This is a genomic window from Pengzhenrongella sp. (assembly GCF_036565025.1).
In the GTDB taxonomy this organism is placed as follows: Bacteria; Actinomycetota; Actinomycetes; order Actinomycetales; family Cellulomonadaceae; genus Pengzhenrongella.
In genome coordinates this window covers 1-12,433 of the sequence record NZ_DATCNW010000383.1, presented here as the reverse complement: position 1 = coordinate 12,433, position 12,433 = coordinate 1, and the positions used below count along the sequence as shown (strand labels likewise).

The window sequence follows — 12,433 nt, the reverse complement described above, 5'->3', positions numbered from 1 at the left end:
GTCCTATAGGACGTCAACGCTCGGACGTTGCGGGGTGGGTGCGTGCGGCGTCGGGCCTGCGCCGATGACGCCTGCGCCCTTGACGCTAGTGGTCAGTCGAGCACGGAGGCTGGGTCCTTTGCCGCGAAACCATGCGCGGCGGCCACCGGCTCGTTGTACAGCGCGCCGCCGTGCGTGGTCAGGCCGCCGGCGAGCGCGTGGTCGGCCCCGAGCGCCGCACGCCAGCCGCGGTTCGCCAGGGCCGTGAGGTACGGCAGGGTCGCGTTGGTCAGCGCGCGCGTCGAGGTCACCGGGACGGCGCCGGGCATGTTCGCGACGCAGTAGAACAGCGAGCCGTGCACCGCGAACGTGGGGTCCGCGTGCGTGGTCGCGTGGGTCGACTCGAAGCACCCGCCCTGGTCGACGGCGATGTCCACGAGCACCGAGCCCGGCCGCATCGCACTGACCAGCTCGTCGCTGACGAGCCGGGGGGCGCGCGCGCCCGGCAGGAGCACCGCACCGATCACGAGGTCGGCCCCGACGACCTCCTGCTCGAGGGTGTACGCGCTCGAGGCGAGCGTGCGCACGCGGCCCCCGAACGCGACGTCGAGCTCGCGCAGCTTGGGCAGGGACACGTCCAGGATGGTCACGTCGGCCCGCATCCCGAGCGCGATCTCGGCGGCGTGCCGGCCGGCGACGCCGCCGCCGATCACGACGACCTTGCCGGGCGGAGTCCCCGGGACCCCGCTGAGCAGGACACCCGAGCCACCGCTGCTCTTCATCAGGTGGTAGGCGCCGACCTGCACCGAGAGCCGGCCGGCGACCTCGCTCATCGGGGCCAGCAGCGGCAGGGACCCGTCGGGGAGGCTGACCGTCTCGTACGCGATCGACGTCGTGCCGGCGTCGAGCAGCGCGTCGGTTCCCGGACGGTCGGCCGCCAGGTGCAGGTAGGTGAACAGGACCAGGTCCTCGCGCAGCAGGTGGTACTCCGCCGCGATGGGCTCCTTGACCTTGCAGAGCAGCTCGGCGGTGCCCCACACCTCGGCGGCCGTCTCGAGCAGCGTCGCACCGGCGCCGAGGTAGTCCTCGTCGGTGATCGCCGAACCGGCGCCCGCACCGCCCTGCACGAACACCTCGTGGCCCGCGGCCACCAGCTGGTGCACCCCGGCGGGGGTGATGGCCACCCGGAACTCGTTGTTCTTGATCTCGGTCGGAATACCTATCCGCATCGCGTCGCTCCCAGGTGGGCGGCGCCGCCGTCTGGTCGACGGCGACTTAGGTCCTATTCTGACGCGGTTCCGTGACAATCGTGAACTTCGCGTGTTTCGATTCGGTTTCCGTCGTCAGATGTTCGGTAGGATCACGAAATGCCTCCAGAAAATTCAGTGAGACGCACGTCACAGAGCCCCGTTCCGTCAGATGTTCATCTGGTGCTGGACCAGACGGACCGCCACATCCTGAGACTCCTCGAGCAGGACGCCCGGATGCCCAACAACGCCCTCGCCGCGGCCGTCGGGATCGCGCCGTCGACCTGCCTGGGGCGGGTCCGCGCGCTGCGCAGCTCGGGCGTCATCCGCGGGTTCCACGCGGAGCTCGACCCGGCCGCCGTCGGCCGCGACCTGCAGGCGATGATCGCGGTGCGGATGCAGGCGGGCGAACGCGGGCAGCTGACCGCGTTCGCCGAACGCGTCGCGGCGCGCCCGGAGGTGATGGACGTCTACTTCGTCGCCGGGGCGGACGACTTCCTCATCCACGTCGCCGTCCGCGACACCGCGACGCTGCGGGCGTTCGTCGTCGACCAGCTCAGCGCCCGTCCCGAGGTCGCCCTGACCGAGACCAGCCTGATCTTCGAGCACCTCCCCGCCGCCGGCGCCGTCCTGATCTGACCACCCCACCCGACGTGTCAGCCCCAGCGCGCCCCAGGGACCGCGCTGCGGCTGACAGGTTCTGAGCCCGTGAACGTGTCAGCGGTTGCGCGCGGCAGGGACCGCGTTGGGGCTGACAACTCGAGGAGGGGGTCAGTCGGCGAGGGTTTCGGTGAGGGCGTGGGTGCCCAGGGTCAGGAACGTCGGGTCGTCGTCGCAGTTCGCGAGGATCGCGACCGCGATGAGCAGGGCCCAGCCGCGGGCCCGCCGCCAGGTGTCCGGGGTGGTGCCGGTCAGCCGCGTGACCCGGGACCGGAACGCGCGCCGGCCGGGCGCGTCGAACGTCAGCCAGGCGGTCGCGAGATCCGTGGCCGGGTCGCCCGCGGTGAGATCCCCGAAGTCCAGCAGTGCACGCAACGTCCCGTCGCTCCCGACGAGCAGGTTCGCCGGGTGCAGGTCGCCGTGCACCCACACCCGCGGCCCGGACCAGACCGGCGTCGCGAGCAGGTCCGCCCACAGCGCGAGCACACGCACGGGCTGCGGGACGAGGCCACCGGCGACCCGCTCGCGCACGATCGCGTCCCGCTCGGCGAGCGGGACGCCGCGCCACGGGTTCGCCGGCGCGGTGCCCGGGGCCGGGACGTGCAGCCGGGCGACGACGTCGGCGAGGGGTGCGGCCAGCGAGCGGCGCTCGACCGGAGCCAGCGCCGATGCCGGGCGACCGTCGAACCATGGCACGACGCTCCACGCCCACCCGAAGGCCGCCGAGGGGACACCGACGCGCACCGGCGCCGGCACGGCCACCCCCAGGACCGGCGCGAGCACCGGCAACCATTCCTGCTCGTGCCGGACGAGCTCGGCGGCGGCCGCGCGGCGCGGCACGCGGACCGCCAGGTGCTCGCCGAGGCGCAGGATCGCGTTGTCCCATCCCGCCGCGACGGTGCGCAGCGGCAGGTCCGCGAGATCGGGGTGCTGCTCGGCCAGCAGGCGTCGCACCAGTGCGGGGGTCACGTCGACCTCGGCGGACGGCTTGTTCGCCACGCGGACCTCCTGCCTGCTGGTTGTGCCGACGCGCAATTGTCCTTCTCGATGCCCGGCGCGGCACGATGGGACCGTGCCCGACGTCGACCGCCTCGCCAGTGCCGGAGCACCGCTCCTGCTCGCGGTGCCGGACGTTACCTCCTACCTGCTCGGGACGTGGTCCGTCGAGCGCGAGCTGCTCGACCGGTCCGTGCGCGTGGCGGGCACGTTCCGCGGCACCGCGACGTTCCGACTGGTCTCCGGCAGCCCCGGTGCACCAGACGGCGCGGCGCTCCCGCTCGAGCACGCGGAGAGCGGCGAGCTCAGCTGGAGCGGCGTCGTCGGGACGGCCGAGCGCACGCTCTGGATGCATCCGGAGCCCGACGGCACCGCTCGGGTGAGGTTCGGTGACGGCAGGGCGTTCCACGATCTCGACCTGCGCACGGGCCGCTGGATCGCGCACCACCCGTGCGCCGCCGACACCTACACCGGCACGTTCACCGTCCGGTCCGACGACGAGTGGCGCGTGCGCTGGGACGTCACCGGGCCGACCAAGGACCAGCGGCTCTCGACCGTCTACCGGCGGACCTGAGCTCGGCTACCCACGCACGGGACGCGCGGCGAGGACCGCGACGTCGTCCGGGTCGCGCGGGTGCGCCATCGCGGCGAGCACCGAGTCCAGCAGCACGTCGAGCGGCTCGGCGGCCACCCGGGAGGCGGTCGCGCGCAGCGCGTCGAGGCGCTCGACCATCGCGTGCCCGCGCAGCTCGACGAGGCCGTCGGTGAACAGCAGCAACGTGGCACCCGGCGGGACCAGGTCGACGTGGTCGAATCGCGGCGCGCCACCGTCGACGCCGAGCAGCAGGTCGGGCTGGCCGACCAGATCGCGCACCCGCCCGTCGCGGTGCACGAGCACCGGCGGGTAGTGCCCGGCGCTGGACCAGGTGACCCGCGCGCCCTCGAGCGGTCCGAGCAGCTCCAGTCGCGCGACCAGTGCGGTCGCGACGGTGTCGCCCCCGAGGGCGAGGTTCGCCCGGTCCAGGCGCCCCAGCAGGGCCGACGGCGCCTCGGCGCGGTCCACCGCGAACCCCCGCAGGACGCTGCGCAGGTGTCCCATCTGCGCGGCCGCGCCGGCGTCGTGCCCCGCGACGTCCCCGATCACGAGCGTCGTGGACCCCGGGGAAGCCAGGGCGTCGTACCAGTCCCCGCCGACCCGCTCCCCCGCGCTCGCCGGGCGGTACCGGGCCGCGAGCTCGAGGCCGGCCACGGTCGGCAGCGTGCTGAGCATCGCCGCCTGGAGCGTGTCGGCGACCTCGCTGCGCGCGTCGAGCAGCCGGGCCCGCTGCAGGGCCCGGGAGGTGGTGTCGCCGAGCACCTCCAACAGTTCGCGGAGGTCGTCGTCGAGGTCCATCGGCAGCGTCCAGCCCAGGGCGAGCCAGCCGATCGGCAGCCCGTCCGCGACGAGCGGCAGGTAGGCACGCGCGCCGCGCGCCGGGAGGCCGACCTCGTCCGTCAGCCGCGGGAAGTCGGCGCGGACCGCGGTCTCGTCGGGGTAGAGGAGTGCGCGTCCGGTTCGCAGGACGTGCGGCCCCGGGAGCTCGGCGCCGGGATCGTGCGCGAGCCATTGGGCGGGGACGCGGCGCGCGGGGTCGTCGATGCCGGCGATGCGGATGCCGCGGGGCTCGCTCAGCGCAACCTCGCTGAACCCCGCGCCGAGAACCGTCTCGGACAGGGTCCGCACCGCGGCGACGACGTCGGCCTCGCCGGCGGCCGCGACCATCGTCTCGGCGAGCCTGAGCAGCAGCCGGGTCTGGCGGAGCCGGCGAACGAGCGGCGCGGACCGCTCACGTCGGTCGGTCGGCCCGGTCGTGTTCGTGATCTCGTCCCCCACCACGCCATCGTGCCCCGTCCGGAGCGCTCCAGGGGCGGTTCCGCGCGGCGTGTCAACCGCTGAGCACGGCCCACCTGCGCCGGTCCGGGTCGCCCTGCGGAACGACGAAGGCCCCGACCGCGCCTTTCGGCGGGTCGGGGCCTTCGCTTGACGTCCCGGTCCAGCATCTACTACGCCACTGCCCACCGCGACCGTTTGTTCTGGTTTTCGCGGCTTGAACCGCCCCCGGCCATGTTGGGGGCTGTCAGCGACGTGCCACCCGGTCCACGTCCGTCCACCCCTCACAAGGGGCGCGTTCCGTGGCCGAGCCGATCCTTCACGACGGGATGCTGGCACCACCGTGCAGACCGAATTCTGCTCGAACGCGTTGCCGCGTCCACACGACCTATCGGCCGCGCCTTGAGCGTTGTGAACCATAGCAACAGATTCGGGTACGCGCAATTCGCGCCGGGCGGCGCCCGCGCCGCCCACCTCTGCCCCGAGCGACACAGCAACGCCCCCCGTGTGGACGAGGGGCGGTGCCATCTGCTGTCTCAACAGTCCTGCACCGGCGACGGATCGCCGGAAACCTGTGCCCAGTGTAGGCCCCCGAGCGGCGCCTCCTACGCCGCCCCCACCGACTCCCGGGCCGCCATGACGTGCGCCGGCAGGTGCACCTCCGGCCGACCCTCGATGTGCAGCTCGGGCATCCGCCGCCCGAGCCACGCCGGCAGCCACCAGTTCGCCCGCCCCAGCAGGTGCATGGCCGCCGGGACCAGGAGCATGCGCACGACCGTCGCGTCGATGAAGATCGCCGAAGCCATCCCGACGCCGATCACCTTGAGGATCACGTCCGGGCTCGGGATGAACGCCGCGAACACCGCCACCATGATCGCCGCGGCCGCGGTGATCACCCGGCCCGTGCCCGCCAGCCCTTCCAGGATCGCGCGGTGGTTGTTGCCGGTGCGCAGCCATGCCTCGCGCATCCGGCTGACCAGGAACACCTCGTAGTCCATCGACAGCCCGAACAGCACCGCGAACATCAGCACCGGGACGAACGCGGGCAGCGGCGTCGGGGTGTCGATGCCGACGAGCCCGCCAAACCAGCCACCCTGCAGCACGTACGCGACCACGCCGTAGGCCGCCGCGACCGAGAGCAGGTTCATCGCCGCGGCCTTGAGGGCAACCGCCACGCTGCGGAATGCGACGAGCAGCAGCAGCATCGACAGCAGCACCACCCCGCCGATGAGCAGCGGGAGGCGCTTGACGATGTTCGCGGTCGAGTCGATCGACGCCGCCGTCGCGCCGCCGACGTGCACGGTGAGCCCGGTGCCGGCGGTCGCCAGTGGCAGCACCGTGTTCCGCAGGTCGCGCACGAGGTCCTCGGTCTTCGGGTTCTGCGGACCGGTCGTCGGCACCACGCCGAGGATCGCCGTGGTGCCGTCACCGCTGAGCTGCGCCGGGGTGACTGCGGCGACGCCCGACGTCGAGCGCAGCGCACCGCTCAGCCGGTCGAGCTGCGCGGCCGAACCGGCCCCCGGCAGCTCGGCCACCAGCAGCAAGCGGCCGTTCGAGCCGGCGCCGAACGCCTGGGTCTGCCAGTCATAGGCCTGCCGGGAGGAGGTGCCCGCGCGGTTGTTGCCGGCGTCGGGGAAGCCGAATCGCACGGCGAGGAACGGCGAGGCGAGCACGAGCAGCGCCGCCAGCCCGGCGAGAGCGGCGATCACCCGGTGCCGCTCGACCAGCGTGCTCCACCGGAGCCAGGCGGGCGACGGTTCGATGTGCCCGCCGACCGCGACCTCCACGGCGCGGGACCGGGCCAGCGGCAACCGCAGCCGGTCGATGTGCCGGCCGAGATAGCCGAGCAGGGCGGGGAACAGCGTGAGGCTCGCGAGCAGCACCACGAACACACCCAGGATCGTCACCAGGGCGGCGCCCCGCATGAACGACAGCCCCATCGCGAGCAGGCCGAGCATGCTCACGACCACCGTGCCGCCGGCGAGCAGGACGGCCCGCCCGGCGGTGTCGAGCGTCGCGACCGTCGCGGCCCGGTCGTCAAGGCCCACGGCCTTCCACTCGCGGAACCGGGTCACCATCAGCAGCGTGTAGTCGATCCCGATCCCGATGCCCATCATCGTCGCGAGCGAGGTGGACCAGTCGGGCGCGTCGACGAACGAGATCAGCACCGTCGTGAGCGACCCGCTCACGGCGAGCCCGGAGACCGCGACCAGGACCGGCAGCCCCGCCGCGACGACCGAGGCGAACATCACGAGCAGGATCACCACGGCGGCCGCGAGCCCGAGCCCCTCGGACCCGATCGCACCCTGCTCGACCTGCTGGATCGTGGCGCCGCCGAGTGCCACCTGTAGCCCCGGCCGCGACGCGGCGGCGGCGACGTCGAGCATGCGCCGGGTGTCCCCGAGCGGCATGTCGGGTGCGTTGACGACGTCCAGTCGCGCGTGGGTCACGAGCGTGCGGCCGTCCGCCGCGATGCCGCCCGGGGTTGCGTACGGGTCGTCGATCCCGGCGACGTGCGGCACGCGGGCCAGGTCGGCCAGCAGGGCACGCACCTCGGCCCGCGTGCCCGGGTCGGTCACCGGGCCGCTGGTGCGCACGACGACGCCGACGACGTCGCCCGCCTGGGCCGGGAACTCCTGCGCCACCAACCGCTGCGCCGCGCTCGAGTCCGAGCCGGGTGCAGAGTAGTCGGCGGTGAACTCGCCGCCGAAGCTGTTGGCGAGCACGACCGCCACGGCGAGCGCGCCGATCCAGCTGAGCACGGTGGCCAGCCGGTGCCGGAACGCGAGGTCGGCGAGCCTGCCGAGCGGGCCAGGAGACGCCATCGGGGGGACCACGTGGCGGGCGGGGTGAGTCGTGGTGCTGGGCATGGGATCGTCCTGGAGTCGAAGAGACGTTATGACTCATAACAAACACTATGCGGCGTCACTAGTCAAGACCCGTCACAAGAGTAATGTGATGTTACGAAGTTGCATCTGCCCTCGCTGCTGGAGGAGTTCACGTGACCGCCGAGCCGGTGCTGTCCCGCCGCGAACGCACCCGGATCGCCACGGTGGACGAGATCAAGTCCACGGCCCTTGCGCTGATGCGCGAGCAGGGCACCACGGACGTGCGGTTCACCGACATCGCCCGCGTCATGGGGGTGACCGCACCGGCGCTCTACCGCTACTTCGACGACCGCGACGAGCTGCTCACCGCGCTGATCGACGACGGCTTCCGCTCCCTTGAACGGCGCATCGCCGAAGCCCGCGAGCACGTCCCGGACGCCGACATCGCCGGGCGCTGGCTGGCCGCGGCGAACGCCTACCGCGACTGGGCACGCGGCGAGCCGCAGCAGTTCGCACTCGTGCTCGGCATGCCCATCCCGGGCTACGCCGCGCCGGAGCAGGGCACGACGACGGAGGCCGCGAAGGGCGCGATGGACCAGCTCGCCACCCTGTTCATCGCCGCTGCCATGCAGGGCGGGCTCGGCGATCCGCTGATCCGGGAGGTCTCCCCCACAGTCACCGAGTGTCAGCTCACCAAGCAGGGCGAGAAGGATTGGCTGATCTCGCCGGAGAGCTTCCAGGCGATGCTGCTGACCTGGGCGATGCTGCACGGGTTCACCTCGCTCGAGGTGCACGGGCACCTCGACTGGCTGACTCCCGAGGCGCGCGACGCGCTGTTCCTGAGCCAGGTGCGGCTCGCCGCGAAGGCCGCCGGGCTGCCGGTACCACCCGCCTGACGCTCACGCCCAGGCCGCCCGCGCCGCGACCAGGGCGGCAACCTCGACCGTGGCGACCACCACGGCGAGCAGCACGGACATGCCGGTCAGCGTGATGTTGAAGATCCGGCGCAGCGGGTTCCCCATCGCCCAGCCGTAGGCCCGCACCATGAGCACGCCGTCGGTCGTGTCGCACAACGTCATGCCGGCGGCGAACAGCAGCGGCAGGGCCACGATGGCCACGGCAGGCAGCGCGCCACCGGCCGTCGAGCCCACCACCAGGCCGACGGCGGCGACCTGCGTCGCGGTGTCGAATCCGAGCCCGAAGAGCAGCCCGACGAAGAACACCTGCCACGAGCGGGTGATCGCCGTTCGTGTCCTTCGAGGCCGAGCCCCAGCCGAGCGGGCAGGGCACCAGCACGTGCAGGTAGCGGGCACCGTGCATCCCCATGGCGCGCTCGACCTTGGCCTCTAGGTCGCGCAGGTCCATCCGACCGGCCGACGCGCGCGTCGCGGCGTCGAGCACGTACCGCCCACCGAGCGCCTCGCCGCAGCCCTGGCACGCGCGGTGCCCGGACGTGAGGGAGTTGGCACGGCCCTGCTCGGACTGCGCGCTGCGCTGGGCCGGGTCGAGCAGCCGGTTGCCGACCGCGAAGCTGCCGACCTGGTAGAACTTCACCGGAGTGCTCATGGCCTCTCCGCCCGCTGTCCGACGACGGCGCGGTCGCGGTCGCCCAGGTGCACCAGCTCCAGCTCGTGGTCGACCAGCGCGTGGTCGAGGTCGAGGAACGACAGGGCGGGCAGGCCGTCGCCCACCGCGCGCTCGATCATGGTCCGCAGCGACGCGGCGGTGATCGGCCGGCCGCCGAGCCCGGCGATCACGGACCGCACGGCGACGCCGGTCCCGTTCAGCGCGATCTGCACGTCACCGGCCACGACGCCGCCGAGACCGACGGCCAGCGCGCGGTCGATCACGACGACACGCGTGGCCCCGGCGAGCGCGGCGCGAATGGCGTCGGCCGGGAACGGGCGGAACGAGGTGATGCCCAGCAGCCCGACGGCGACGCCACGGTACGGCCGCACCAGCCCGCCGGAGTCGCGCCCGAAGACGTCCGCGAACTCGGCGGCGACCCGCGGGATGACCTCGAGCGCGTCGAGCTGGCGCATGTGGGCGAGGTAGCGCACCTCGGTGAACGCCTCCGGACCCACCATCGCCCCGATGGACACGGGCCGGTCGGGATCGAGGACCTGGCGCGGCGCGAAGCGCGGCAGGAAGGAGTCGACCGGTCCCCGCTCGGGCACGTCGACACGCTCGGTCGCATGGGTGAGCACGAACCCGTCCATGCAGACCATCACCGGGACCGAGAGCTCCTCGGCGATCCGGAAGATCGCCTCGACCATGTACAGCAGCCCCTGGCTGGAGGTCGCCGTGTAGGAGCGGGCACCGACCGCAGACGCCCCGATCGCCCCGGACATGGCCGCGAACTCCGACTCCACGTTGATGTACTCGCACCCCACCAGCTCGCCCGCCTTCACCATCCGGCTGAGCTCCTCCACGACGTGCGTCTGGGGCGAGATCGGATAGGCGCAGATGACCTGCGGGCGACACGCGGCGACGGCGGACGCCACGGCCCGCGAGCCCTCAACTTGTTGCAGCATGGGACACCTCGCCGCGCACGAGGCGGTACGCGGCCGTGGCGGCCGCGCCGTTGGCGAGTCCGACCGCCCCGGGGAACCGGTCCACGAGCGCCGCGACCACCGAGTCCAGCGAGATCTGGCCGGTGAGCGCCGCGAAGGCCCCGAGGAGGGGGACGTTCGGCAACGGCCGGCCCACGTGCTCGATCGCGAGCTCGGTGGCGGGCACGGTCATGACATGCCCGGGCGGCAGTTCGGCGACGGCGCCGGCCAGCCCGAGCTGCTCGGGGGTGAGCGACGAGTTGAGCAGCAGGTAGCCGTCGGGCGTCAGCCCGGAGAGCAGGTCGCAGTGCAGCAGCAGGGTGACGTCCTGGACGATCAGGGCGTCCGGGGACGCAATCGGCTCGTGGGTGCGCAGAGGCGCGTGGGCGATCCGGCAGAACGACACCACCGGGGCACCGGTGCGTTCGGACCCGAAGCTGGGGAAGGCCTGCGCATGCCTGCCCTCCCGGAAGGCCGCCACCGACAACAGCTCGGCGGCCGTGACGACACCCTGCCCGCCCCGCCCATGGATGCGCACCTGGAACATGCCGGATCACCAGCTCTCGTTCCTTCCGGACTACTACTGCGCAGGACCCACCGACCAGGACGAACGTCCCGGACCGCGGGCGAACGGGACCGACGGACCCGGCCGAGCGCTCCCGAGCCGGCGGACGCCGGCGGCGGCCGACCTTTACGTTCTGGAAATATCCAGGTCACACGCTGAAACACGGTCGCCGTACGGTACGACGCAACGACGCGAGAAGCCGACCTGGCTGACCTCCATACCGCCGAGCGCGATCGAGAGCAGGACGAGTACGCATGCAGACTGATCAACAGCTCTCCCACTCGCTCAAGCCGAGACACCTGTCGATGATCGCGATCGGGGGTGTGATCGGCGCCGGGCTGTTCGTCGGCTCCGGAGCCGCTATTCAGCAGGCCGGACCCGGCATCTTGCTCGCCTATGCGGCGGCCGGCCTGGTCGTCATCCTGGTCATGCGGATGCTGGGCGAGATGGCAGCGGCAAATCCGGAGACCGGGTCGTTCTCGACCTACGCCGACAAGGCGCTGGGTCGCTGGGCGGGGCTGACAATCGGGTGGCTCTATGCGTGGTTCTGGATCATTGTGCTGGGAATTGAGGCAACGGCCGGCGCGGCGATCATGCACCGCTGGATTCCCGGCGTGGCCCAGTGGGAATGGGCACTGGTCCTGATGGTCTGCCTGACGTTGACGAATGTCGCGTCGGTGAAGTCCTTCGGCGAGTTCGAGTTCTGGTTCGCCTCGATCAAGGTCGCCGCGATCGTCATCTTCCTCATCCTGGGCACGGCGGCCGTGTTCGGCCTGATCCCGGGCGTCGAGGCACCCGGCCTGAGCAACCTCACCGGACGAGGCGGGCTGTTCCCCAACGGCGGGGGCGCCGTCATGGCCGGGCTGCTGGTCGTCGTGTTCGCGTTCTTCGGGGCGGAGATCGCCACAATCGCCGCCGGCGAGTCGGCCAACCCGGTGGACGCCGTCAAGAAGGCCGTCAAGTCCACCGTGTGGCGGATCCTGATCTTCTACATCGGGTCCGTGGCGATCGTGGTGACCCTGCTCCCGTGGGACAGCACGTCGGTGGCGAAGAGCCCGTACGTCGCCGTCATCGAGCGCTTCGGGATTCCCGGCGCCGGCACGATCATGGACGTCGTCGTGCTGACCTCGGTGCTGTCCTGCCTGAACTCCGGCCTGTACACGGCCAGCCGCATGCTGTTCTCGCTCTCGTTGCGGGGCGACGCACCCACGTCGTGGCGCAAGGTCTCCAAGCGCGGCGTGCCCGCCGCGGCGGTGCTGGCGTCGACCACGGTCGGATTCATCACGGTGGGCCTGAACTACATCGCCCCGGACACGGTGTTCCTGTTTCTCGCCAACACCTCCGGCGCGATCGCGCTCTTCGTCTGGCTGGTCATCGCGGTCTCCCAGCTGATCCTGCGCCGCCGGATGGGGCCGGCCGCGAAACAGCTCGAGCTCAAGATGTGGGCGTTCCCGTACCTGACCTGGCTGACGATCGGCAGCATCGTCGCCCTGCTGATCGGCATGGGGATCCTCAAGGAGACCCGCGAGTCACTGTGGCTCTCGGTCGCGCTGGCCGGAGTGGTGGCCGGCATCGGTCTCTACCGGTACCCGAAGGGATCCGCCCGCAAGGCGGCCGAATCCCTCGAGTCGGACGTCCAGGCGGAACCGGCGAACGATCCGGAGCCTGCGACCACCGTGGTGTGAGGTCGTCGGCGAGGTGATCGCGGGCGTGCCATGCGCAGTGCCGACCGGCGC

11 protein-coding genes are annotated in these 12,433 nt (G+C 72.1%); 4 read left to right on the top strand and 7 right to left on the bottom strand.

Going from position 1 to position 12,433, the window contains the following annotated elements; translation table 11 throughout:
• Positions 1–92: 92 nt before the first annotated feature.
• Positions 93–1,208 carry an alanine dehydrogenase gene (gene ald, locus VIM26_RS21845; RefSeq protein ID WP_331955206.1) on the bottom strand — a complete coding sequence of 372 codons (1,116 nt, stop codon included), beginning with the start codon at positions 1,206–1,208 and terminating at the stop codon, positions 93–95.
• Positions 1,209–1,409: 201 nt separating this feature from the next.
• On the opposite strand from ald, the gene VIM26_RS21840 reads away from it, so the two are divergent.
• On the top strand, positions 1,410–1,865 hold the full coding sequence (locus VIM26_RS21840) for an Lrp/AsnC family transcriptional regulator (protein ID WP_331955204.1): 456 nt from the start codon (positions 1,410–1,412) through the stop codon (positions 1,863–1,865).
• A 132-nt stretch (positions 1,866–1,997) separates the two neighbouring features.
• Here the strand turns inward: VIM26_RS21840 and VIM26_RS21835 are convergent, their stop codons facing one another.
• Entirely contained in the window at positions 1,998–2,885 is an 888-nt protein-coding gene (locus tag VIM26_RS21835; RefSeq protein WP_331955202.1) for an aminoglycoside phosphotransferase family protein, read from the bottom strand.
• Positions 2,886–2,958: 73 nt separating this feature from the next.
• Between VIM26_RS21835 and VIM26_RS21830 the strand changes: the two genes are divergently transcribed.
• Entirely contained in the window at positions 2,959–3,456 is a 498-nt protein-coding gene (locus tag VIM26_RS21830) for a DUF6314 family protein (protein ID WP_331955200.1), read from the top strand.
• Positions 3,457–3,462: 6 nt separating this feature from the next.
• On the opposite strand, the gene VIM26_RS21825 is transcribed toward VIM26_RS21830, so the two are convergent.
• The gene (locus VIM26_RS21825; protein ID WP_331955198.1) at positions 3,463–4,755 is read right to left on the bottom strand and encodes a PP2C family protein-serine/threonine phosphatase; all 1,293 of its coding nucleotides are present in this window, start codon (positions 4,753–4,755) and stop codon (positions 3,463–3,465) included.
• Positions 4,756–5,357: 602 nt separating this feature from the next.
• Entirely contained in the window at positions 5,358–7,622 is a 2,265-nt protein-coding gene (locus tag VIM26_RS21820) for an MMPL family transporter (protein ID WP_331955196.1), read from the bottom strand.
• Between the two features lie 131 nt (positions 7,623–7,753).
• On the opposite strand from VIM26_RS21820, the gene VIM26_RS21815 reads away from it, so the two are divergent.
• Positions 7,754–8,476, top strand: coding sequence for a TetR/AcrR family transcriptional regulator (locus VIM26_RS21815; protein ID WP_331955194.1), 723 nt, complete (start codon positions 7,754–7,756; stop codon positions 8,474–8,476).
• Positions 8,477–8,479: 3 nt separating this feature from the next.
• Here VIM26_RS21815 and VIM26_RS21810 read toward each other — a convergent pair whose 3' ends face one another.
• The 3 genes from VIM26_RS21810 to VIM26_RS21800 form a co-directional block, all read right to left on the bottom strand.
• On the bottom strand, positions 8,480–8,893 hold the full coding sequence (locus tag VIM26_RS21810) for a hypothetical protein (protein WP_331955192.1): 414 nt from the start codon (positions 8,891–8,893) through the stop codon (positions 8,480–8,482).
• Between the two features lie 249 nt (positions 8,894–9,142).
• The gene (locus tag VIM26_RS21805) at positions 9,143–10,114 is read right to left on the bottom strand and encodes a hypothetical protein (protein ID WP_331955190.1); all 972 of its coding nucleotides are present in this window, start codon (positions 10,112–10,114) and stop codon (positions 9,143–9,145) included.
• Positions 10,098–10,679 carry a 2-oxoacid:acceptor oxidoreductase family protein gene (locus VIM26_RS21800; RefSeq protein WP_331955188.1) on the bottom strand — a complete coding sequence of 194 codons (582 nt, stop codon included), beginning with the start codon at positions 10,677–10,679 and terminating at the stop codon, positions 10,098–10,100. The genes VIM26_RS21805 and VIM26_RS21800 overlap by 17 nt, the downstream gene beginning before the upstream one ends.
• A 272-nt stretch (positions 10,680–10,951) precedes the next feature.
• Between VIM26_RS21800 and VIM26_RS21795 the strand changes: the two genes are divergently transcribed.
• Positions 10,952–12,382 carry an amino acid permease gene (locus tag VIM26_RS21795; RefSeq protein WP_331955186.1) on the top strand — a complete coding sequence of 477 codons (1,431 nt, stop codon included), beginning with the start codon at positions 10,952–10,954 and terminating at the stop codon, positions 12,380–12,382.
• Positions 12,383–12,433: the final 51 nt, after the last annotated feature.